This is a genomic window from Bartonella sp. B1099 (assembly GCF_944801835.1).
GTDB lineage: Bacteria > Pseudomonadota > Alphaproteobacteria > Rhizobiales > Rhizobiaceae > Bartonella.
In genome coordinates, this window is the sequence record NZ_CALYLN010000001.1 from 64,912 (window position 1) to 85,152 (window position 20,241).

The window sequence follows — 20,241 nt, forward strand, 5'->3', positions numbered from 1 at the left end:
ATTGCATCATAGGACGGACTCTGCACTTCATTAACTTCGTGTGAAAATGAAAAGCCTTGTCCATCCTTATGTGACAAGGTTTTTTTTATGCCGCATCACTTTGACGTTGCTGTTTTGCTTGTTCGATAACATTGGTAAGATCCGATTGTAACCAACGCGATAAAAAACCAAATTTTAAAGGTTTTGGAAGAGAGCCATTGGTCACATGACGGCGGAAAGTTGAGACACTCATATGAAGCAATTTTGCACTTTCACGGTCTGTTAAAAGAATATCGTTTTCTGTCATAGTAAAATCCTTTCAAATATTAAAAAATGAGAACAAATCATAAGCATTTATTAACCATATTTTTGCATCATATGAAAGGTATTTAGTTTATAGAAAACAGTATTTTATCATATATTTTCTCATGTGATAATTTATGAGTTTAATTGAGAAAGAATGAGAGAAAAGAGAGAGAAAGTTATCCACAGATAATGGGGTATTACACCCCATATCTTAAGATTGACCTGTGACATAAGCCGTCCATTTATCCATATAGACACGGCGCTGTTCTAAATAATCAGTACGACGATAGGCACGCTCTACTTTACCCCCAACCGTATGAGCTAGAATGGTTTCAGCAACCTCATAGGGGGCATCGGTTGTTTCAGCAAGCCAATCGCGTAAACTAGAGCGAAAACCATGGGGGCAGGCTTCAATTTTATTTTTTCTCATATACGTAGCCATTATCGTAGGTGAAAGAGGACCACGATTAGTAAATGAAAAGATGAAATCACTTTTAGAGATACATCGGGCTTGTTCAATTACTTTCATTGCTTCTGATGATAAAGGCACACGAAATTCTGTTGTAGCATCACGCCTTCCTTTCATATTCTCAGCAGGGATAGTCCATATATCCCCCTCAATTTGATCTTTATGCATATGACACAAGGGCTTCCTACGGACTCCTGTCAGAATAAGCAAACGCAAAGCCAGCTGTGTTATAGCTGTTGTTTCACAAAGCGTTTTATAAAAAGCCGGCACATCTTTCCAATCCATCGCTGGTAAATTTTGCTTTTTATGACGTTGTTTACCTAAGAGCGCGCGTGCTTTTTCTGTTGCTTGTAAATCAACATTCAAACCTAAGGCAGCCGCATGTTTGAGACAAAGATTAAGACGATTAAGAGCTCTATAAGCAACTCCAGCTTTTGAATGCCAAATAGGAGCAAGAACATTGCGTATCTCTGTTTGGGTAATCTCAGAAACGGGCAGGCAGCCTAATTTTGGTAAAATATGAAGTTTTAAAGGTGAAAACCAATCTCCATTTTTACCATCACCTTTTAATTCTGCTTTCCGAGTTTCAAAAGCATCTAGAGCAATATCTTTTAAATAATGGAGATTGCTTATTGCCTCACGCTTTTGTTTGTTGCGTTCTTTAATGGGGTCACGACCTTCACGAAGAATAGAACGCCACCCCGTTGCCAACTCACGCGCTTGTTTTAAAGAAACATCTCTTAAAGCGCCTAAGCCCATTTCGCGGCGCCGCCCATGAATGGTATAACGATAAATCCATTGAGCACCTCCATCTTTACGCTTATGAAGAAGCAAGCCGGCACCATCATTATATTTGCCAGCCCCCAATGTTGCGACAGACTTTGCATTAAGACGGTTCATAAGGACCATTTTTACTCCTTTCTTATACAAATTTGATCCACACACTCATCCCGCTTGTGACGTGCAAATGAGTGATTTTAATTGATGCAACATAAACAGATTTGAAATGAGAGAATCTTACGATATTCGAGACTCTCATTCAATATGCAAAACAGTGAATTATCATTATAAATCAATGTCTTGTTGGAATTATGCGGGTGACGTTATGACGTTGAGAGGTCTCTGCACGCAATTCATGCAAATGCTCCTTAAAGTCATTGTAAGCTGCCGTTGCACAATCGGGATCTTTAAGGATATTCTTGTACAACTCATATTTTGCACGCGCCTTAATCAAATCAAACGCGTGCACAAACCATAGATGCTCTTCATCAACACTCTCTATCTCTGCTAAGCGCAATGGAGAGAGAATGAGTTGAATTTGATAGGCTCTGTCCGGTGTAGGATAAAGATGCAATTTCCTATCAAAGTAACTGTAACAAACCGGCGTTCCTTGCTGTTCTGATCGCAATAAAGGCTCTAAAGAAACATGGTCCTTACACGCCAAGGCAAACTTATGATGTTCATCAGAACCCAAGTAAACGCTTTTGATTTTAACAGCTGTTTCGATATGGCGGGTATCGGTTGCATCATAAGCCCCTTGCCCAGCCCTTGTTTGAAATACCACATCGCGGCTTTCGTTAAAGTAAAAAGTTTCCCTCTCACAAAAACGAATGGCAGCGAAAATACTTTCTTGGATTTGAGATACATATTCATCCGCAACGTCATCAATCTCATCTTGAATGACAGACACGAGGTGTGAAAGGGTTTTTCTGTGACGATAAACATTTTGACCAGCCGGTATTGGTCCGCCGGTCCTAACCCGAATATAATGACGTGCCATTAAAATACCTTTCCGTAATTGAAACGAACTTGACATTATATGTCATGTATACTATAGTACACGAATGGTAGCGATAATAAAAACAACAGATGAATTCGATAAATGGTTAGAAAAGCTTAAAGATAGAAAAGCTGCCAATATGATTCTTGAAAGACTTCGTAGAATTCGTTCAGGACTTTTGGGTGATGTTAAATTCTTTAATGGCATAGGTGAATTACGTATCCACTATGGGGCTGGTTATCGAATTTATTTTGTAAAAAAAGGCGATAAAATCATTATATTGCTTTGGGGTGGTGACAAATCCACACAATCCAATGATATTCAAAAAGCCTTATCTCTTTTAGAGGATCTTAAAAATGAAATTGAAAACCTTTAACTTTGAAAAACATCTCGCAACACCAGAAGATCAAGAAATCTTTTTAAATGAAGCTCTTAAAACCGGTGATGCGGCTCATATTGCCGATGCTATTGGTCTCGTTGCTCGCGCCCAAAATATGAGTGCCTTAGCAAAAGAAACCAATCGTGAACGTAGTGGATTATACCGCTCCTTAAGTAAAACGGGAGACCCCAAGCTTTCTACCTTAGTTGCTGTCTTATCTGCCCTTAATTTGCAACTCTCTGTACAATCTTGCAATTCATAAAATAAGGGGAAATTAATAGATCTTTCCCCTTAATTTCAGTGATTTGTCACAAATTCAACGACTATACTTGCTTCACCTGCTTGGACTGTCTTATCAGCTTTAGCATAGAGAGTAAGCTCTTCATCATAAGGAACAAATTCCTTTTGGTTGGTGGGTTTGACCTCTTTGACTGCCTGTTGTTTGATTTCTGCCTCACCAAACTCAATCCCTCCAGCCGTGCTGCCTATTTTCACTTTCGTGTCCGAAAAGGCTGTTTTAACAAATACCTTAATCGAAGTAATTAAAGCCCCTCGAGGCAAAATGCCTATTCTCAGTGCATTCTCTTTATCTTTGTAGCTAAAATTAAGCCGCAAAAAGCTTACTTGCTGGGTATGAAGATTTCTCCCCTGTAACGGAGGTGGTAAATGATCTGCCATGTCTGATCCCCTTAATGATTTGTCACAAATTGTACGACCACAACACATTCACCAGCATCCGTGGTTTTATCACGGGTGGCATAAAGAGTAACCTCCTTATCATTCGCAATAAAAACCTTTTGATCTGTTGGTGTAAAATCTTGTGTTCCTTGGGCTTTGATATCCTTTTCACTAAAATCATTGCCCCCATCGGTACTGCCAATCTTCAACTTCGCTTCTGAAAACGCCGTCTTAACAAATGCTTTCATCGACGTGATCAAAGCACCACGAGGGAGAGTTCCTATTTTCGTTGTGAGATGTTTATCTTTATGCGATATGTTCAACCGTAAGAAACTCACCTGTTGCGTGTGAAGATTTCTCCCTTGTAATGGAGGTGGTAAATGATTTGCCATGTCTTTTTTCCTCCTTAATAATTATGCTGCTTCACCGCTGTAGGTAGGAATGACAATCGTTCCAAAATCTTGTGCTGTTTGTGCACTATTTGGCATTTGGAAACGAGTTTTCTTCATTCCTATCAAGGTCTTCGCTGCAACACCAAATTCACGTTCATAATCAAAATATTCTTCTTTGAGTGTGTAATGCGTTGCACTGTGATTTTTACCAAAACCTATAATCGCACTTTGCGCTCCCAAGAACACTGCACGACGCACGCTTTTGACCGCTGTATGATCGGTCGATTTAACACCATGGGTGACATGGATTGCTTCGCGTAAAACAACCCCGTTATACATGCCAAGAGAACCATCAAAGATTGGGTTCTTCGCACGAGAGGTTGCATAAACCGATTTTTGAATATCTAACCATTCACCGGCTGCTGTATTGGTTCGCAACTGCATCACTTGAGTGGGATGCAAATAGAGAACGTAAACATCATCACCATTAACATGAACCGGAGAAATTTGAGGATTAGCTAGTTTAGCTTGTTTAACCGCTTCATCAATCAATTTAAGGCTAAAGCTATGTTTGGCTTTCTCATTGAGATCTTCATCATTGGTTTTGCCATCTGGACGAATAATGCGCTTACTGCTTGGTGCCATGATTTCATTAAAGCCGTAATGAACCGGTTTAATGTACACTTCTCGACCATCAACATTGATCGTACGCGCTGTATAACCACACACCTGTAGGAAGAACATGATGCTTAAACGATTGGCATACCAGCGAACCAAGCCTTCTTTGGCTTTCTTGCGTAAATTCGGGAGTATTCTCTGTTGATCAATCGAGTCATCATTGGCTACACGCGCTGCATGTAAGAGCTCGTTAATGACCAGCCTATCATTCATAAATTGAAGCGCTTCTTCATTGCCTTCTAGGGTTTCACCTTGAGTGACACCATCCCCAAACAGATTCACCAGCAAACTGAATGTAACGCTATCCCCTGCACTCTTATGGGTTTCATTATAAAGCTGGATAATGCTGTTTGAACTTTTGCCAATCAAGGGGGCAATTTTCGTTGCCTTCAAAACTTCATTACTTAATTTTTGTGACCACAATTTCACTGATTGTGGATCATGGGTTCCTATATGTGTTGTTGCCATTTATTTTACCTTTCTTTGCTGTAAAAAAACCGGCTTAAAGCCGGTGGAAAACCCGCATCAAAGGCGGATTATGCTGTAAAACTTATTGCCTAATCGGGATCTGCACCCATAATTTCATAAAAACGTGCTTCATTCTTTGGATTGGCTATCCAAGCATCAAATTCCTTCTCTGACATATTGGCAAGAGTTTGTTTAGTCATAGGACCTGTTACACCCCCACCACCAGATGCCGTTAAGGTTCTCGCAGAATTCTGCCGACTCTGGAGCGCTGCAATTTGATCATTGACTTGCACCGCTTGGTTCTGATACCCTAGATTTTGCGCTATCCGATAAAGCTCTTCTGCCGGATTAACGCCTTTTTGTGCACACGTCGCGACAATGGTACGTAATTCATCCCCTATAATCGCATCTATCGTGCTTTTTTGCGCATAATTTGGATAAACAGAAGACCATGCATTTAACTGCTTTGCACGCGTCTCATAAAGAAAGTCTGCCGCTGCATCAAAATCACTGTATTTATCCTTAACTGACGCAACAGAATTTTCTAAAAACTGATTCAAATGTCCATTGAATTCTTGATATTCAATCGCTTGTCTTTGCACATCTTGTTGTGCTCTAATATACGCATCTTGCTTTTGAATCCTATCTAACATCCACGACACTAAACGGACAGGGTCCTCACGTAAATCTGGAGGCGCACCTTCTCCTTCAACCATTGGCGCTTGGGGTTGCTGTTCATAAAACTTGACAAGTGCTTCACGGGCTTGATTGGCTTGTTCTACAGCGCGCTGCCGATCTATAGGGACAATTTCTGAAGGCTGTTCAACGGGCTCTGCAATCGGCTCCGGAGCCGTGACATCATGGCTCTCAACCGTTTCCACATCATTGACGGCATCAAAAGAGCCTTCATCATCAAACACCGGTGCTCCAACTCTGTAGTCCTCATTTAGTCCTTCATTCATTTCTGCATTCATTCTTTCACCTTTCTCAAATGCTTCTTCCTCTGTACGTTGCCGCTCGCTCTCGCATGATCTGATTTTGCATCTGTTCATTGATTATGCGTTGCCGTTCAAGTTCATGTTTCTGTTGCATCAACTCTGAATCCAATTCTGCTCTCTTTTGACGCATGAACAATTCAATCTGCTTTCCTTGTAAATCCATCTGTTGCATTTGGCTTTTCGCTGCTATGTCCTGCTGCTTTTCTTGCAACTTCATTTCTTGTTCTGGAGTCATCTGTTGTTGGGCTTGGTAAGCCATTTGCTGCTGTTGTTGAACCTTCTCACTCACACGATTAAGCAGTGACGCAGGCAAGGGTGAATAACGCAACAAATCAAGCATGATATCCGGTGTAACCGCATTTTGAAGCAATGGTAACAATTGCGTAATAATGCCAAAGGTCCGTTCTTTCTCATTCGGACTGGTTGGCGCATCATCTACCACAATATCGTAATCAACACTCATCACTGCTTCACGAGTTAAGGGAATGTATTGCGCATTCTCCTCTCCAGAAATTCGCACCAAACGACCATCAGACAGATAATTCTGGATCAAGTGCAAAATAAGCTTGCCTTGCCTTTTGCGATACAAACGCAAGCCATCAAACAGACAAGCAAGCAGATTTAAACTGGACTGACGTCGTTGTGCCTCCAAAACCCCTGCTTGTGAAACTTCTCGCGTTCCTATAAACTCTGGTGATAATCCTGTGACTTGGTTAATCGCTTCTTTCGCCTCATTAAACAATTGGAAAAAACCCGTTGGAAATTGTGCTACGGGCTTGGGTTGGATCTTGCCACCTGCTAAAGCACCATTTTTTAAAACCGTAATACTATCTGCCCTACTCCAACTTTTTACTGCTTCTCTTTCATCTTCAAAAGCCCCCCTTTCTGCCATAATCCCGCCTTTGGATTGGCTATTGAGAATATGCATCACTTGACTGAAATATTTATTCGCCCACCGTTGCGGATCTTTTGTAGGACGCACAACCCCATAAAATTGCCGCTCTACTTTATCAAAATAACCCGTGATACATTCCCAGCCCAATTGACCAGCAGGAACCATCGGTTGATCGGGGCATAGTAAAACTTTTCTGCCTAAAAAAGCGCGCTTGACCACCTTTTTATTAAAAGCCGCTCCTTGAATATCGGGCATTATACATTGAAGTTGCTTAAATTCTTCCTCGCTATAATCACGAAGTTCTCCAGTGCTTAAATCGGGTGCTTTGTAATATGGCTCGTTTTCAAACCAACGACATTCAACGAGCGTGACCATCCGTCGACCGTTTTCAACATCAATGCCTCTCTCATCATCATAAGCCTCTGAGTCGTTATGATGAACCCCTTCATAAATATTCCCATCCTTCGCCCAATCTGCACTCAGTTCACTCCAATGGGATTTTGGAAACATTTGCCTTGCAACTTCCAAAGGCTTGCGGTCCACATACCACATACGTTGTGCATCCGTTAAATTCGGTTGCACTGCCGCGCTGTCCCAAACCATCTTTAATGGATCTAAACGCGTGATAACCGGCTCGCCATCAAGGCTATTCTCATAATCAAGACGTGTATCAGTCCACCCCATGCCACAAATGACAGCATCTTGGAAAGCATCCGAGTCCGCATATTCGGCTTGTGCCATATCGCGAAACCATTCGGCTGCCCCCGTAAGCAATTCACTTGGCAACGCTTTTCCTATTTGACGGGGAATAAACTGTACTTCACGTTTGTTATTACGCTCTGACCCCACAACCGCATTGACCAATGGTGCAATACGATTAAAAGTCATAACGGGGCGGCGTTGCTCTTTTAATGCCGCTAAATCCGCTTCATTCCACTGGTCTCCATTGTAAAAACGAAAATCTTCACGCGCATGCTCACGCCATTTGTTCACATGCTCAACATCTTCTTTGTACCAACTCACAAGCTTGCGAAACAAGCCTTCTATCGACAGATCTGAAGCGTTGCTATCTTGCTCTAAATGCTCTTCATCATGCATCATTCTGCCATCCATGACGTACTCTCATAAGCTTCTCTACCGCTATAAGCTTGTCTCTTATGTTTCTGCACCGGTTGCTCATAACCCACACACATTAATCCAAAAGCATCCGCCCCATGACTCGACCAATCATGCTCTGCCCCTAACCCTATATTCCGCTTCTCATCCCATTTCTCATGATACCAGTTCAGTGCCTTACGACCTGCTACTGTTGTCTCTTCATTAAACCAAACAGAAGGTAAAATACGCCGCACTGCCTCTATCCGCATTTTGACTGCACCAGCCCCTTGATTGGGAATGACTTGCGTTTCAAAACCCGCATCATTGAGAGCACTTTCAAAACTCACATTATGCACACGGTCTCTGGTTGCACCGTCATGGGGTAATACCATCAGTGCCTTCTCATAACCATTGTCACGTAACCAACCGATATGCTCTGAGAGCGGCTGTCCTTGTGCCTCGTAATAATCCAGCACTCTGATCTCTCTGCCAACAAATTGTGCTATCCATATCGCTGTGGCATCTGCCTTAGCGCCCGTCCCCCCAATATCCCAAAAGGCGCGTATCTGCATTAAAGGGTCACGGGCAACACGCCCTATCCGCCCCTCTTGCTCGGCTGCCAACATCTCCTTTTGGTAGTAAGCCCCTTGAACCGCTGTAAGATAAGCCCCTTCCCATATATGCTTATAGGTCTCTGGACGGTTTCTAAGGTCATCAAGTCGCGCTTCATTCAAGATCTTGGGAAACTTCGGATTATCTGACCAGTTGATCTCTACACGCTTAATCGCTTCATTGTCTGAAAAGCGAAAACGCCTTTCAACCGGTGCATTGTCTCGCAACGGGTTCCATGTCACCCATAACTCTGCACGCCACCCCTCTCCCTCTTCACGCAACGTCGGTATAAGCGTCTGCCAAGCTGTCTCTGTGACTGGTTCTGCCTCATCAACCCAACAGAGCAAAATACGCCCCATGGATTTGATACTCGCAATATTGCGGTCTAGTCCAGAAAACTGAAAAGCTATACGACCATCATTTGACTTAATCGAAGCTTCCCCAACTTTGTAATAATCTTTTAAAAAATCATGGGCTTCAATAGCGCGCTTAATTTCCTCCAAGGAACTTTCTGCCAACGAATTTTGAAACTGACGCGCACAAAGAATAGTGCCTGATATCCCCTGCATACCAAATTGATAGCCTTTTAAAGCCGCCATTAAGGCAAATGATCTTGTCTTTCCAGACCCTCGTCCACCCCAAGCTGCCCGCACCAAAGCATCTCCTGCAAAAAGTGGAATAAGCTTTGGTACAATCTTAATCTGTCTTGTCGTCATTCATTGTTAAAGGAGCAATTTCTACACGCCCTATGATCTTAATCGCGCCCCCATTCTCACCCGTCACTTGCAAAGGCAAGATCTTACCCAGCAAGGCTAAATAAGCCGCGGGGCATTTGAGTGCTTGCTGTTCTAAATAAGAAATTAGCCCTTCCTTGCCATACTTATTGCCTGCCAATTCAGCTGCTTTAATAATTGCCTCTTTAAGAAGACGTGTATTCTTATTCGGAACGCCTTTGACACGCCCCATACCTGCCCTCGCTGGTCTCAACTTTTTTGCTGTTTGAAAAACCTGTTCTGTATTTTCAGATGTCATAAAATACACCCTCCAGATAATAAAAAACCCCACATTTGCGGGGATTTTTGACTGTACATCACCCTCATTAGACACAATACACCTAAGTACAGTAATGTCATTAAATACGATTTGATACACTTTGTCAACATAAAAATAACACAGATTGATATTTTTAAAGGGAATCTGTTATTAAAATGTTAATTATAATAATTTTAAGGATCAAATAATGAAATCACCTTCCATAACACGCATCCTAACATTTATAGCCTTTTTTTCCATATCAATGCTATCTATATCAACGTCATTTGGATTTACACGCGTAGACACTATAGAGCAGTATAATCAACTTTATGACAAATACGCAAGTAAAGAATATGAAGACTTTACGCATTTTGACAAGCAACACGAAGCAAAACAATTTGTATATAGCCGTGGCTATCAGAATATAGTTCCAAAATTTGACACTGTATGGCATCGTCACATACTCGTTATTTTATGTGGACGCTTTATAAATTTATTACGGGGTGATTATAATAAGGATATGGCATGGGCAATGCTACCCAATATGATAAATAGGTTACGCTATGAATATAATTGGAATGAAGAAAATTTTATCTGGGCATACAACATGTCCATAAATAGTACAAATCCAATGATTTATTATGCAAAAAAATTTCTTAGTTCTTCGAGTGAAAATAGCATTAGCCCTAAAACACAAATTATTGATTTAGTGTCTAGTATGAGAGTCGATAATGGAAAAGATATAAAAAAAACAGCTAGATTTTGCAAAGAATTAAAAACGATATATGATATAATGGAACCGTGATAGAGATTGTCATTTAACGATCAAAATGCTTCTGAAGCACATTAAGAGCAACGCATAATGAATTCACAAGGTGTGGCAACATTTGATCTTCTGTAACAATGTACTGTAGCGCAGCATAGATATTGTATTGTCTATAGAGATGTTGCGCTTCTTTTATTGCCTCTTGCATATTTAAAAACTGCTCTGTCGCAAATTTTACCCATTTGTCTCTTGCTCTATCATCAGAAGATAACGGCATTTCATCATAAATCGCGCTTGGAAAGCCTTTTGCACAAAGGTAATTATTTCTTATCTGTAGGTACTGTTGCGCAGTATCATATTGCTCTTGTGTAAGTACACCTTGCAAACAAAGCCGCCCTATGTAGGACCCAGCAAGTGGATTTTTTGCCTCATGTAAGCTTAAACCGAAGCGTTTTGCACGCATTTCTATAGCCAATTTATCAATGGCTTCACGCGGTTCTTTTGCACGTGATATACGACCATTGGCTTCTCTTGTCTGCCCTGTAATCTTAGGGCGTCCCCTCTTTTTCTTTGCTTTCACTTATACCCTCGATTGTGAATATTCATTAATTTTTTGCGTGAAATATTCTTCGATATCATGGTCTTTTAACTTCACACCAAACCGCCCATTATATACTTTCTTCCATGGCGTTCCCTCCTTATGAGCTTCATTACATAAATGAGCAGATGAAAAATTTTTATAAGCATTCCAAACGATCTCTAATAATTTGAAAGTATATTCATCTGTTGAGTTTTTATGCATTTTAGGGATAAAAATCTCTCCGGTCTCTAAGTCCACCATACGCGAATAAAAATCGATACAACGCCTTCCCCAATCTTTAAACTCATGATAGAGAGCCGGTATAACGGGACCATGCTGCCATGCCTCTATACGATCTAAAAAGAGACGCTTACCTGTAGCTGCTAACATCCAACCATATGCAAAATACACCAGCTTAATAAGCTTCATAGGGGAAATTCGAATATCTTCCTCGCGTCCTTTTTCAAGAAAGAAGTTAGCAATCTGTTGAACTTGATACATTACTCAAACTAAATAACCATACAGATGAAGAGAGACCTATAATTATACTCAGTATGCTTTCCTTTATTTTTCCCTCAAGAAAAAAGAAAGCGCATCCCGCTATTGCCAGCGATATTACAATTGCTATTGCCAGTTCAAAAATAGTCATAGAAGCATCGTTATGATTTAATAACATCATATTATTTTGCATCATCATATTATGATGTATGAGCCATGTGCTTGATCTCATTTTCACGCACCTTAAAAAGGAACATCATCATTTAAAGCGTTTGTAGACATATCAAGAGGTCTGTGAATGCTTGCATAAACTGATGACGGCTCTTGATCATCGTTATTTTTACCATCTAAAAGCTGTAATTCACCTTTGTAAGGAGGCAATATGACCTCTGTTACATACCGTTCACTACCGTTTTTATCTTGCCATTTACGGGTTTGTAAGCGTCCCTCGATATAGACTTTGCTACCCTTCTTAAGATACTGAAGAGCCACTTTTGCAAGATGTGGATTAAACACCACAATGGAATGCCACTCTGTTTTGTCTATTCTCTTATTGGTTGCCTTGTCTGTATAGCTTTCAGACGTTGCCATGCGAAAATTGACCACCTCGATACCAGATGACATTGTTTTGCTTTCAGGATTTGCACCTAAATGACCAATTAACATCACTTTATTAAGCATTTGCTTTGCTATCCTTTTTATGGGAAATAGTACTTAGAAACGAAAATAACTGATACATAACAATAATATAGCACATTATACTATATTATTACAAGCAAAAATAGTTTTAATAAACTGAATCTAAAGAATGAATCCCATTTTTATTTTACTGATTTGCTTGCGTTTTTATACGTTTTGTGTAATATGCACTCTATTCTTTAGAAGATGCATTAGTGGAATCCTATTCTCAAAAGCCGCGTCATTTAAGACACGGCTTTTTTGCTATAAACAAGCCCCCCCGCCGCGTTTTTTTAATTATTGCATATTTCCATAAAGTTGCTCTCTTAATAAAGCCAATCCTTTTGTTGTTATCTTTGTTGACGGTACTGTCTTTTCTGTACCATCATTTTTTTGAATAGTGATAGTTGTGCAATCCATAAGACCTTTTTGTATTTTATCTTGATATGGTAATAATGGACCGCTTGGTACTCTTTTGTAAACCCAACCATATCTTCGTAAGTAATCTGATAAATCCTTAGGTCTTACTTCTAATATTTTCGCAGCATCTATAATACCAAACAAGCCATCGGATCGCGTTAGACCATCAAGAGCTATTGCTTTTGGTTTAAGCTCTGCAATGACATGATCTTTTTGCTCTATTTGACCTTGCAAGTAATTCAAAAAACCAATCATAGCTTGTGGACTTGAGTAATCGATTTGTTGTGGTGTAACTTGCTTTTCTAATTCTTGCCAACGGTCTATAATTTTTGCACGTAAAGCGGTACTGTAACCAGAAACGAGGATTAAGCACTCACGCTTGGGAAGGTTGTAACAAGGGAGGGTACGACCAGTTGAATCCTTATAGACCCCTGCAAAATCACTCAGCCCAAATTTGGGCTCAGTAAATTCAGCCCCCCCAAATTTGGGGGCGCTAATTTCTCCAAGCATTTTCTTAATATCACGCATAACATGTTTATGTTGCTTACCACATAACTCTGCAATTTCAACACTAGACATGGTTTGAATGCTATCATTTATATTGATTTGATTTACATCTATTGAGTTTTTTTGATTTACATTGGTTAAATATTGCGACATTTTTCTTTTCCCTACAAAAATTAAAAAGCAGGCGCCCCCCACGCCGTTATTTATGCTGCTTTTAATGACTGATGAGATTTTTCATTCAAAATAGGAGTATAAGCTTTCAATAATGGAGCTATTGATTTAATTGGTTCAGATTGACCAAACTCTGTAATGATTGCTAAGATTTTTGCAATATTAGGCATTTCGTTTTGTAATTTTAAAACCAAAATCTTTTCAAGATCTGCCATTAATTCAACTAAAGCATTGCTATATTCATCTTCAGTATAGTCAGTGTTAGCTTCTTTAAACACTGCCATCCACAAATCACATAAGAAATCGGTGGTTATTTGGATTTCATTTTTTTCCATTTGAAATTCTTTCTTATCAATAATTGTTTTTAATTGACAGCCCATAAGGGCGTCGGGCGCTAAAAACACGGTGATAAGTCCGCCGCTATACTTTTCCCTCGAAAGGGTATTGTATGGTATAGCTACACCCGACATAAATCGTTATATGCCAATGACAGCATAAAAGAAAGCCAGTATTTTAAGAAATGGGAAAAACCTTTTCGTGGTTTATCCGCTTATCACAAGTGGTTTTTAAGCACTTGTCGACCTTTCTAAACCAGCTTTCTTTTAAAGTCAATACGTATTTTTTATTTTTTTCACTTTTTTTTCATTTTGATACTTACCTAATTGAATATCAAGCGCTTTTTCTAGCTCTCTGTCCATCTCTTCACTCGATAATGGATAACCTCTCTCACCATCATTCGTGATCTCACAAATCAAACAATCATTCTTTGTACGTTCTTTAATTTTCATATTTACCTCGTCTATCAATGCTTCAAAATTCAAAATGTTTTTTGGTAACAAACCACCATAAATCCACGCTTTCACTTGAGCCTTGGTACTGTAATCAATTTTGTTAGGCATCTCATGATCATGATACTGACCACCTTCAAATTCCTCATATTCCCTCATTCCATTTTCATATTCGTAAAGATTATAAAAATACTCAGCAACCCCTAATCCCCATGGAGCATATCCAACCGCTGTTGCAATAAATTTCTTTTGCTGTCTTGATTTACGATTTCTTAAGAACATCTGTTTTAAAATTCCCCTATCTAAATCCATAATTTTACCTATGGGTTTATTTGCCTCAAATTGGACCGTACAGTGGCGTTTTAAGTTTCAATATGGTTTTCATCATAAAATCTTTAAATCGCTCTGTACGGTACTTTTTTAGCTGTTTAAACGCATATCTAATCACAAAATGATCAGCACTTTTCACTATTTTGCTGTTTATCATTCAATACCCTTTAAAACCTCTTCCATGCCATTTAAGAGCTCTTCAAGGCTCTTTTCGGTGCTTTCTGAGCGGTCTGATGATATCGTCGCCTCTTGATTTTTGCTCTTGATTTCTGGCTTTTGAAGATTCTTAAGAATGCGATTTGCTTGGTAACGAATATCGCTTTCAAGCTTTTCGCAGTAACGATAAAAATCTGCTGTTGATGGCATAAAAGTTGTGTTTAAGCCCTCTGCTTTGCCTTTCAAAACGTTCTTTGTTGCTGTTTGCAATATCCAGCTGCTTATACCTTCAAGAGTGTAAAGATACGCAAGCGCTGTTGATTTCTCATCTGATCCCATGGGGCTTTTGAGACCATTTGAAAGGACAAGAAACGTTGTTTGGATTTCTTCTTCAGTTGCTTTTCTTTCAAGCTTTTGCAAAGCATCATTAGCCAATGCTGTAACTCTCTCGGCTTCTGCAATCGATGGCTTTTGCCCCGTTTTCCAAAGGAATGGTGGTTCTGTCATCATCCTCGAATAAAAATTTGTACACACTATCTGAATTTTTGATATTGGACATGTGCTGTGCAACTCGATAACTCCAGCCACGCTGTTGTTCTGTTTGAGAATTGGTTTGTTTTCCATAATTTTCTCCTTGTTTGTAATTTTTTGAATTTCTCACCCAGTTACGCCATGTTGCTTGCCAATCGCGTTTGCTAGCGTCCTTACCCGTCTTGGCATTCCAATAATCTCGAAATTTTGCGATTTCGACTTTCACACGCTCTGGAGGCAAGCCCTCTTCGATTGCAAAATCGTAATCGGGTTCAAAATCCGCAGGCAATCGACAACCTCGATTAGCTTTCGCACGTTTTGCTTTTTTCGGAACGCTTTTTTGCTCGTGAATGATTGGTTGGTTTTCTGATGATGTTGCGTTTTGATCTGATTGATCATCATCACACTCGATTGGCTCGTCAACCAAATCGCTTGTTTCTAAATCTTCAAACTCAGTTTCTTTTTTTGATAAAACGATAGTTTTATTTTTTTTATATATATTATTCTTATTCTTTATAGCTTGATTTTGCTTGTCGTTTGCTTCAGCAAAAAAAACGTTTTGCTTAATTTTTGCTTCAGCAAAATCATTATTTTGCTTAACGTTTGCTTCAGCAAAATTATCAACGTGTTGTTTTATATTACTTTTCGCTTGTGCGCCTTTTTTACCAGCTTCACTACGAACTCGCGATATGTAGTCTTTTTTATCAGCAAAATCTTTTAGCTCTTCTTCAACACGCCTATTCCACAATCCATCATCTGTCTCAATAAGTTTATCATCACTTATTAAATATTCGACAATAGTTGCAAACTTTTTCTGCGAACAATTGCAAGCGCGTGCAAGCGTTTCAAAATCTGTTTTAATTGGTGCTTTCTTATCATACATGCGAACAAGAAGCGTTATATAAACACCCCGTTGTTCCAATGTCATTCCATCTGTACCACTAATCCAGTCATACAAATTAAATCGTATCCACGGCATCCCATTAGACATGCCCGCTCTCCCTTTCTTTAATTAAATGTAAAATCGCTAAAGCATCCGCTTCGTTATCATCACAAGGCGCGTGTCCTTTTGCACGCATTGCCTTTATCATCTCTTCTTTCGACGCATTCCCCTTGCCTGTTGTCGCTTTCTTAATCGTACAAACCGGTATCCCCTCATACGGTATCTGATGATGTTCACACCACGCCGTTAACGTTGCTAATAAACCACCCTAAACATGCGCTGCATCGGTTCCAACATGACGCCTCACCTCTTCAAAATAAACCGCGTCAATTTGACCTGCTGTCTGCTTTATTTCTGTAAGCCATCTCTTAAAGCGTAAATAACGCATCCCACCGCCTTCAAAACGACGTGATTTAAAATCAACGGTGCCACTAAATACGTCACCACTCCCTCCACACATCGCCCACCCCGTCTTCGTCCCTAGATCAAAACAAAGAATTGTATAAGACATCGCGCAATTCCATCAATGCCTTCAATCCACAATAGTTTTCCCAGGTATTAAATAACGCTGTTGTTCCTCAGGACTTTTTTTAGCCAGTTCTTCAAATGTAATTGGCTTTAACTCCAATAAATGCCCCAGTAATTCTTGAGATCTTGACCAATAGTCTAATTGTGAAAATGTAACGGTATTTCGCGGTATAAACCATTCTGCAAAGGCTCTAATAACTTTAATTGCTTCATTCTTTGTCTGTTCATCCCTCATGAATTGTTGCAATAATTCCTGCGATCTACCTTCTTGTTCATCTGTAGAGGGATTTAGTTCTAAAAACTCTCTTACAAGCGCACAAACATCTTCAGAGACTTGAACATTGTCATAAATATTTTCATATGATGTTACACATTCTCGCCCTTGTGGATTCTTCGGTAAACGTTTTTTCTTTTCTTCTTGCAATTCTTGTAAATGTTTAATTTTTTTCTCATTCTCTGCTAATTGTCCATCAATCAACGCCCGCTGTGACGCAATTAACTCATCTCGTTTATCTACCGCTTGTCTAAGCATTTTTATGATTTTAGAATCAGAATAAAACACATAACATGAACACAAATTAGCAATACAAGATATAATCAGTGCAACTGAAACCATCTCCCACCTCACTTACTTTTCTTCTTATTCTTCTGAGACTTTTCTTTTACAGATTCATCACGCTGTTTAAGCTCGTCTTTAAGCCTCTCAATTTCTGCATTTAGCCTGCATATAATATCATTTTTCCGTTTGAACGCTTTTTCATACTCATCTATCTTTTGATTCAGTTCTTTAATTTCCTCTTCATACTTTTCTATATTCTCATCATATCCACTAATGATCTCCCTAATTCCTTCGCGTTCTTCTTTTAAAGCCCTAGCTGCAAATTCTTCATCTTCAATATGCTCTTTAAGCGCCTTAACTTGGTTGCGATAATACAAAACAAAACCCAACATCACGACGTCGATAAGTAACATTGCAATAATTGTTATTGATAAAATCTCTGATAAAATTTCATTTAAATTCATTCTGATCTCCTTAAGGCTGCAAAGTATCGCCGGTGTTCTCAATACAGCAGCTCTTGCAAATTTTCGTAATTGGGGGGCGCTGCTCTTGCATTAATGTCTGCAAGCGCTCGGGATAAAAAAAATCATCAGGACGTAAATCTATCCCATGTTCACGCGCGTAATTTAATAATTTTTGTTGGTGCTTTGCTGGTATAAGAGTACGCCATCTAGAAACAGATGACACATCTCTTTGCACTATGGCTGCTACAGTTTTGAAACCGCCTAAATATTTTATAATTAATCTTGAAGCCATATGTAATCTCCATAACAGCGCAATAAATAATTGCACTTTTTACATATGTCAACAAAAAATGCACCTTTTACATTTTTGCATTTTACGTATTTTTAGGGATAATATTTAAATTATGAGTAGCAATATTGAAAAAAGTATCCAACAATGGCTAGAAAAGAAATTAGACGAGCGCGGACACGGTGCTCAAATAGAATTAGCCGCTCACTTGGGAATCCATCAATCCACTATAAGTAGAATGATTAATCCTTACAAAAATGGAAAATCAAGAAGCATAAGTATTGGGGAGTTAGTTAAAATAGCAGAGTTTTTTAATGAACCCCCCCCAAATTTCTTCAATGATGTTGATCAAGAGTTTATGAATTTTTATCGTGATCTTTCTGAAGAAAACAAAAAGTCTGTGATTTTATATATTGAGTTTTTAAGGCAATCAAAAGATAAGTAATAGTTTCCTTTTCTTTCTCAGAAAACCCTTTTAAAAGATCAGAATCTTGTTCCGCTATTTGCATTTTGTATCTCCATAAATTGTGGATAGTGCACTTTTTAAAAAAACATACCTAACATAAATATGCACTTTTTACATTTTTATATTGACACTTGCACTTTTTACATATATTCGTCTCCATATCCTATAAATTAACAGTTGCCAATAGGCTCTATGGAGGTAGTTGTGAACAAACCAGTGCTTATAAATTCTAATGAAATTTTATTACTTGCCTGCGATGATGATCAAAACATTGCAGAGTCTGGACCGCTTGATGCAAGCCAAATTCTAAGCATTGTTGATGGGGTAGATGATGTTATACAAATCTTCCGTATAAATCCTTCTGAAAAGAGTTGTGAAGACATTTCTGAACAGATTGCAGAAGCATATGTAAAAAAAAATATCGACCATCTCTATGAGGAGAGAGAAGTTCATTACTTTATACGCGAAAGTGATATCTACAATGAAATTTTAGAAGAGATTGCAGAAGAAAAATATGAAGATGAAATGTACGGTACCTATGAAGAACAGCACCGTTTAACTCCTTGGGATGTCCTTCCAAACTACCCAAGCTATACGGTACGCTTCTAAAAGCACCCCTTTCCTCAAAAAATTATCACACCAACCAATACCGTTCTTTTGAAGAGCGGCAAAGGAAGAGTCTAACTTAAAGGAAATAAATCATGGAAAAAAATACGAATTAACTGATGAGACAACCGAAGTTGGCTTTAAAACACTTTATAGAATTAAAGCATTACGAGACTTTGGAGATGTGAAAAAAGGTGATCTAGGGGGCTTTATAGAAAAAGAAGATAACTTAAGTCATGAAGGCAATTGCTGGATTGGTGATAATGCAAAGGTTTGTGGTCATGCACAGATTTTTGGTGATGCCTTGGTTTCTGATGATGCCAATGTTTGTCGTCATGCCCGTATTTATGGCAATGCCCGTGTTTACGGGAAAGCATGGGTTTATGATGATGCACATGTTTCTAGCAATGCCAAGGTTTTTGACGATTCTCATGTTTGTGGTCATGCCAAAGTTTATGAATATGCCAAAGTTTTCGATAATGCTGTGGTTAATGGCAATACTGAAGTTTATGGCTCTGCTAGCGTGGGGAGCAATGCCGAAGTTTTTGGCAAAACTAAGGTTTATGGTAATGCGCAGGTTTTCGATAAAGCAAAGATTTCTGGTAATATGAAAGTTTACGGCAATGCACAAGTTTTTGGTAGTGCATGGGTTTTTGGCAATAACTGTATTTATGGTGATGCACAAGTATCCGGAAATACAAAAATATCCGGAAACGACACTGTTTTAGAATATCCGAAAACGACACCCTTTTAAGGTAGGGGATAATCATGTATAGATATGAAATTAAACCTACTTGGTGTGTACAGACAGTTGTGAGAAGTGATCAAAACCCCGGAGAACTTTGTGCAACTATCTCTGGATATGAAGACGACCCCTATGTAGATACCATAATTCCTAAAGACGTAATCAATGACCTTTTAGGTGAAGATAATTTTAAGAAAATGATATCAAATCACACATCTAGATGTACATATGCATCATACGCAAGCAAAGTATTTAGATGTATTGGATTTGAAATAGGACGATTTTCTAATGATAAAGAAAAAATCTTTATTGCACTTAAGTCTAATGATGGACGTAGATTTATGTCAATATTAGAAATTGATGACATCATACCGCCTCTGAAATTCAATTTTTAACAACCCAAACAAGCAACTTTTAACACATGCGTGATTCACGCCACGGGGGAATTG

The 20,241-nt window shown here is 39.1% G+C and carries 28 protein-coding genes and 1 pseudogene; 7 read left to right on the top strand and 22 right to left on the bottom strand.

Features of this window, described 5'->3' with window-relative positions; translation table 11 throughout:
* Window positions 1-85 precede the first annotated feature (85 nt).
* The 3 genes from NNJ73_RS00265 to NNJ73_RS00275 form a co-directional block, all read right to left on the bottom strand.
* A complete protein-coding gene (locus NNJ73_RS00265; protein WP_254474096.1) occupies window positions 86-286 on the bottom strand; it encodes an AlpA family transcriptional regulator in 201 nt (66 codons plus the stop codon).
* 210 nt (window positions 287-496) lie between these two features.
* Window positions 497-1,663: a site-specific integrase gene (locus NNJ73_RS00270; protein ID WP_254492201.1), complete on the bottom strand. Its 1,167-nt coding sequence runs from the start codon at window positions 1,661-1,663 to the stop codon at window positions 497-499.
* A gap of 163 nt (window positions 1,664-1,826) precedes the next feature.
* Complete coding sequence (locus NNJ73_RS00275) at window positions 1,827-2,534, bottom strand: hypothetical protein (RefSeq protein ID WP_254492202.1); 708 nt, start codon at window positions 2,532-2,534, stop codon at window positions 1,827-1,829.
* Window positions 2,535-2,598: 64 nt separating this feature from the next.
* On the opposite strand from NNJ73_RS00275, the gene NNJ73_RS00280 reads away from it, so the two are divergent.
* Together NNJ73_RS00280 and NNJ73_RS00285 are read left to right on the top strand one after the other, a co-directional pair.
* Window positions 2,599-2,910, top strand: coding sequence for a type II toxin-antitoxin system RelE/ParE family toxin (locus tag NNJ73_RS00280; protein ID WP_139413117.1), 312 nt, complete (start codon window positions 2,599-2,601; stop codon window positions 2,908-2,910).
* Complete coding sequence (locus tag NNJ73_RS00285) at window positions 2,891-3,175, top strand: addiction module antidote protein (RefSeq protein ID WP_254492203.1); 285 nt, start codon at window positions 2,891-2,893, stop codon at window positions 3,173-3,175. The genes NNJ73_RS00280 and NNJ73_RS00285 overlap by 20 nt, the downstream gene beginning before the upstream one ends.
* Window positions 3,176-3,210: 35 nt before the next feature.
* On the opposite strand, the gene NNJ73_RS00290 is transcribed toward NNJ73_RS00285, so the two are convergent.
* From NNJ73_RS00290 to NNJ73_RS00320, 7 genes are all read right to left on the bottom strand, one after another.
* On the bottom strand, window positions 3,211-3,591 hold the full coding sequence (locus NNJ73_RS00290; RefSeq protein WP_254473231.1) for a hypothetical protein: 381 nt from the start codon (window positions 3,589-3,591) through the stop codon (window positions 3,211-3,213).
* Window positions 3,592-3,602: 11 nt separating this feature from the next.
* The gene (locus NNJ73_RS00295; RefSeq protein ID WP_254473233.1) at window positions 3,603-3,983 is read right to left on the bottom strand and encodes a hypothetical protein; all 381 of its coding nucleotides are present in this window, start codon (window positions 3,981-3,983) and stop codon (window positions 3,603-3,605) included.
* Window positions 3,984-4,004: 21 nt separating this feature from the next.
* The gene (locus tag NNJ73_RS00300; protein WP_254492204.1) at window positions 4,005-5,129 is read right to left on the bottom strand and encodes a N4-gp56 family major capsid protein; all 1,125 of its coding nucleotides are present in this window, start codon (window positions 5,127-5,129) and stop codon (window positions 4,005-4,007) included.
* Window positions 5,130-5,218: 89 nt separating this feature from the next.
* A complete protein-coding gene (locus tag NNJ73_RS00305; RefSeq protein WP_254492205.1) occupies window positions 5,219-6,103 on the bottom strand; it encodes a hypothetical protein in 885 nt (294 codons plus the stop codon).
* 13 nt (window positions 6,104-6,116) lie between these two features.
* A complete protein-coding gene (locus tag NNJ73_RS00310; protein WP_254492206.1) occupies window positions 6,117-8,135 on the bottom strand; it encodes a portal protein in 2,019 nt (672 codons plus the stop codon).
* A complete protein-coding gene (locus tag NNJ73_RS00315; protein WP_254492207.1) occupies window positions 8,120-9,448 on the bottom strand; it encodes a PBSX family phage terminase large subunit in 1,329 nt (442 codons plus the stop codon). The genes NNJ73_RS00310 and NNJ73_RS00315 overlap by 16 nt, the downstream gene beginning before the upstream one ends.
* Window positions 9,429-9,764, bottom strand: a complete 336-nt coding sequence (locus NNJ73_RS00320; protein ID WP_254492208.1) for a hypothetical protein — start codon at window positions 9,762-9,764, stop codon at window positions 9,429-9,431. The genes NNJ73_RS00315 and NNJ73_RS00320 overlap by 20 nt, the downstream gene beginning before the upstream one ends.
* Window positions 9,765-9,972: 208 nt before the next feature.
* Between NNJ73_RS00320 and NNJ73_RS00325 the strand changes: the two genes are divergently transcribed.
* Entirely contained in the window at window positions 9,973-10,572 is a 600-nt protein-coding gene (locus NNJ73_RS00325; RefSeq protein ID WP_254492209.1) for a hypothetical protein, read from the top strand.
* A gap of 13 nt (window positions 10,573-10,585) precedes the next feature.
* Here the strand turns inward: NNJ73_RS00325 and NNJ73_RS00330 are convergent, their stop codons facing one another.
* From NNJ73_RS00330 to NNJ73_RS00385, 12 genes and pseudogenes are all read right to left on the bottom strand, one after another.
* On the bottom strand, window positions 10,586-11,113 hold the full coding sequence (locus NNJ73_RS00330; protein WP_254492210.1) for a hypothetical protein: 528 nt from the start codon (window positions 11,111-11,113) through the stop codon (window positions 10,586-10,588).
* On the bottom strand, window positions 11,114-11,614 hold the full coding sequence (locus NNJ73_RS00335) for a Panacea domain-containing protein (protein ID WP_254473244.1): 501 nt from the start codon (window positions 11,612-11,614) through the stop codon (window positions 11,114-11,116).
* A 240-nt stretch (window positions 11,615-11,854) separates the two neighbouring features.
* The gene (gene ssb, locus NNJ73_RS00340; RefSeq protein WP_254473245.1) at window positions 11,855-12,292 is read right to left on the bottom strand and encodes a single-stranded DNA-binding protein; all 438 of its coding nucleotides are present in this window, start codon (window positions 12,290-12,292) and stop codon (window positions 11,855-11,857) included.
* 294 nt (window positions 12,293-12,586) lie between these two features.
* Window positions 12,587-13,369 carry a Rha family transcriptional regulator gene (locus NNJ73_RS00345; protein WP_254492211.1) on the bottom strand — a complete coding sequence of 261 codons (783 nt, stop codon included), beginning with the start codon at window positions 13,367-13,369 and terminating at the stop codon, window positions 12,587-12,589.
* 50 nt (window positions 13,370-13,419) lie between these two features.
* Entirely contained in the window at window positions 13,420-13,722 is a 303-nt protein-coding gene (locus tag NNJ73_RS00350; protein ID WP_254493175.1) for a hypothetical protein, read from the bottom strand.
* Window positions 13,723-13,995: 273 nt separating this feature from the next.
* Window positions 13,996-14,457: a hypothetical protein gene (locus NNJ73_RS00355; RefSeq protein ID WP_254493176.1), complete on the bottom strand. Its 462-nt coding sequence runs from the start codon at window positions 14,455-14,457 to the stop codon at window positions 13,996-13,998.
* A gap of 201 nt (window positions 14,458-14,658) precedes the next feature.
* Window positions 14,659-15,096, bottom strand: a complete 438-nt coding sequence (locus NNJ73_RS00360; RefSeq protein WP_254492212.1) for a hypothetical protein — start codon at window positions 15,094-15,096, stop codon at window positions 14,659-14,661.
* On the bottom strand, window positions 15,089-16,183 hold the full coding sequence (locus tag NNJ73_RS00365; protein WP_254492213.1) for a YdaU family protein: 1,095 nt from the start codon (window positions 16,181-16,183) through the stop codon (window positions 15,089-15,091). Before NNJ73_RS00365 ends, NNJ73_RS00360 begins: the two co-directional genes overlap by 8 nt.
* A pseudogene (locus NNJ73_RS00370) lies at window positions 16,176-16,646 on the bottom strand (crossover junction endodeoxyribonuclease RuvC). Before NNJ73_RS00370 ends, NNJ73_RS00365 begins: the two are co-directional and overlap by 8 nt.
* 21 nt (window positions 16,647-16,667) lie before the next feature.
* Window positions 16,668-17,279, bottom strand: a complete 612-nt coding sequence (locus tag NNJ73_RS00375; RefSeq protein WP_254492214.1) for a hypothetical protein — start codon at window positions 17,277-17,279, stop codon at window positions 16,668-16,670.
* Between the two features lie 8 nt (window positions 17,280-17,287).
* Window positions 17,288-17,686 (bottom strand): hypothetical protein, encoded by a 399-nt coding sequence (locus NNJ73_RS00380; RefSeq protein ID WP_254492215.1) that lies wholly within the window; start codon window positions 17,684-17,686, stop codon window positions 17,288-17,290.
* A gap of 10 nt (window positions 17,687-17,696) precedes the next feature.
* Window positions 17,697-17,978: a hypothetical protein gene (locus NNJ73_RS00385; RefSeq protein WP_254492216.1), complete on the bottom strand. Its 282-nt coding sequence runs from the start codon at window positions 17,976-17,978 to the stop codon at window positions 17,697-17,699.
* 112 nt (window positions 17,979-18,090) lie between these two features.
* Between NNJ73_RS00385 and NNJ73_RS00390 the strand changes: the two genes are divergently transcribed.
* The 4 genes from NNJ73_RS00390 to NNJ73_RS00405 all read left to right on the top strand — a co-directional run bounded on the left by NNJ73_RS00390 (window position 18,091) and on the right by NNJ73_RS00405 (window position 20,187).
* Window positions 18,091-18,420 carry a helix-turn-helix domain-containing protein gene (locus NNJ73_RS00390; RefSeq protein WP_254492217.1) on the top strand — a complete coding sequence of 110 codons (330 nt, stop codon included), beginning with the start codon at window positions 18,091-18,093 and terminating at the stop codon, window positions 18,418-18,420.
* Between the two features lie 225 nt (window positions 18,421-18,645).
* Window positions 18,646-19,050: a hypothetical protein gene (locus tag NNJ73_RS00395; protein WP_254472619.1), complete on the top strand. Its 405-nt coding sequence runs from the start codon at window positions 18,646-18,648 to the stop codon at window positions 19,048-19,050.
* A 181-nt stretch (window positions 19,051-19,231) separates the two neighbouring features.
* Window positions 19,232-19,801, top strand: a complete 570-nt coding sequence (locus tag NNJ73_RS00400) for a hypothetical protein (protein WP_254492218.1) — start codon at window positions 19,232-19,234, stop codon at window positions 19,799-19,801.
* A 14-nt stretch (window positions 19,802-19,815) separates the two neighbouring features.
* A complete protein-coding gene (locus NNJ73_RS00405) occupies window positions 19,816-20,187 on the top strand; it encodes a hypothetical protein (protein ID WP_254492219.1) in 372 nt (123 codons plus the stop codon).
* The last annotated feature ends 54 nt before the right edge of the window (window positions 20,188-20,241 follow it).